This is a genomic window from Promicromonospora sp. NPDC059942 (assembly GCF_042731755.1).
Lineage (GTDB): Bacteria > Actinomycetota > Actinomycetes > Actinomycetales > Cellulomonadaceae > Promicromonospora.
The window spans coordinates 695-1,343 of the sequence record NZ_JBHWLR010000054.1; the positions used below are offsets into that span (position 1 = coordinate 695).

General features: G+C 39.0%; 1 protein-coding gene. It reads right to left on the minus strand.

Annotated features, from left to right (window positions below; genetic code table 11):
* Positions 1 to 278 precede the first annotated feature (278 nt).
* Complete coding sequence (locus ACFV9Q_RS29255; RefSeq protein ID WP_377237312.1) at positions 279 to 473, minus strand: hypothetical protein; 195 nt, start codon at positions 471 to 473, stop codon at positions 279 to 281.
* Positions 474 to 649 lie beyond the last annotated feature (176 nt).

Here is a 649-nt window from a genome sequence, read left to right on the forward strand (position 1 = left end):
GTATCTATTCGTCCTCCTTAGGAATTGTCACTCTTCTTCGATCGTCCATCCGTTTAATCTTGCGTACTTTAATTTTCTTGAATATCTACGCTTCCACTCGTCCCAGTCCTTCTTCTCTTGACCTGACGTTAGTGAGCCTCTGTACTGATTTCGTCTTCTTTTCTTGTCTAGCTCTAGTATATCGCCAACCCATCTAGGAGCTGACGGTCTATAGTTACTTTGCGACATCTATTCGTCCTCCAATTGTTTCTGCATAAATTTCATTGTGTCTTCCTTTGTTATTGTTTCGGCCACCCTTCTCCAAGGAGTTTTTTAGCCTCTTCAACATCTGTGAATCTTTCAATCTTGTGTCTATAATCATCGATCCACCCGTAAACACATACTGCATCTTCTTCAACTTTCATGACGGTGTACTGCTGCATAGGATCTTCTAGAAGGTGAAGTTTCTGATCTTTATAAAACCCTTGAATCATATAATATCCTCCTCTTATTTTTATTGAATTTCTCTTACTTCATGCGGTACTCCGCTTTCTTCTTGAGCATATACAGCATCATTATGAGCCTCAATAGCGTCATCATAAGTGTTAACAAGTGTTCCCATGCAATAAAGTCCGTATTTTTTATTCATTTTCATCATCCTTTCCTGTTC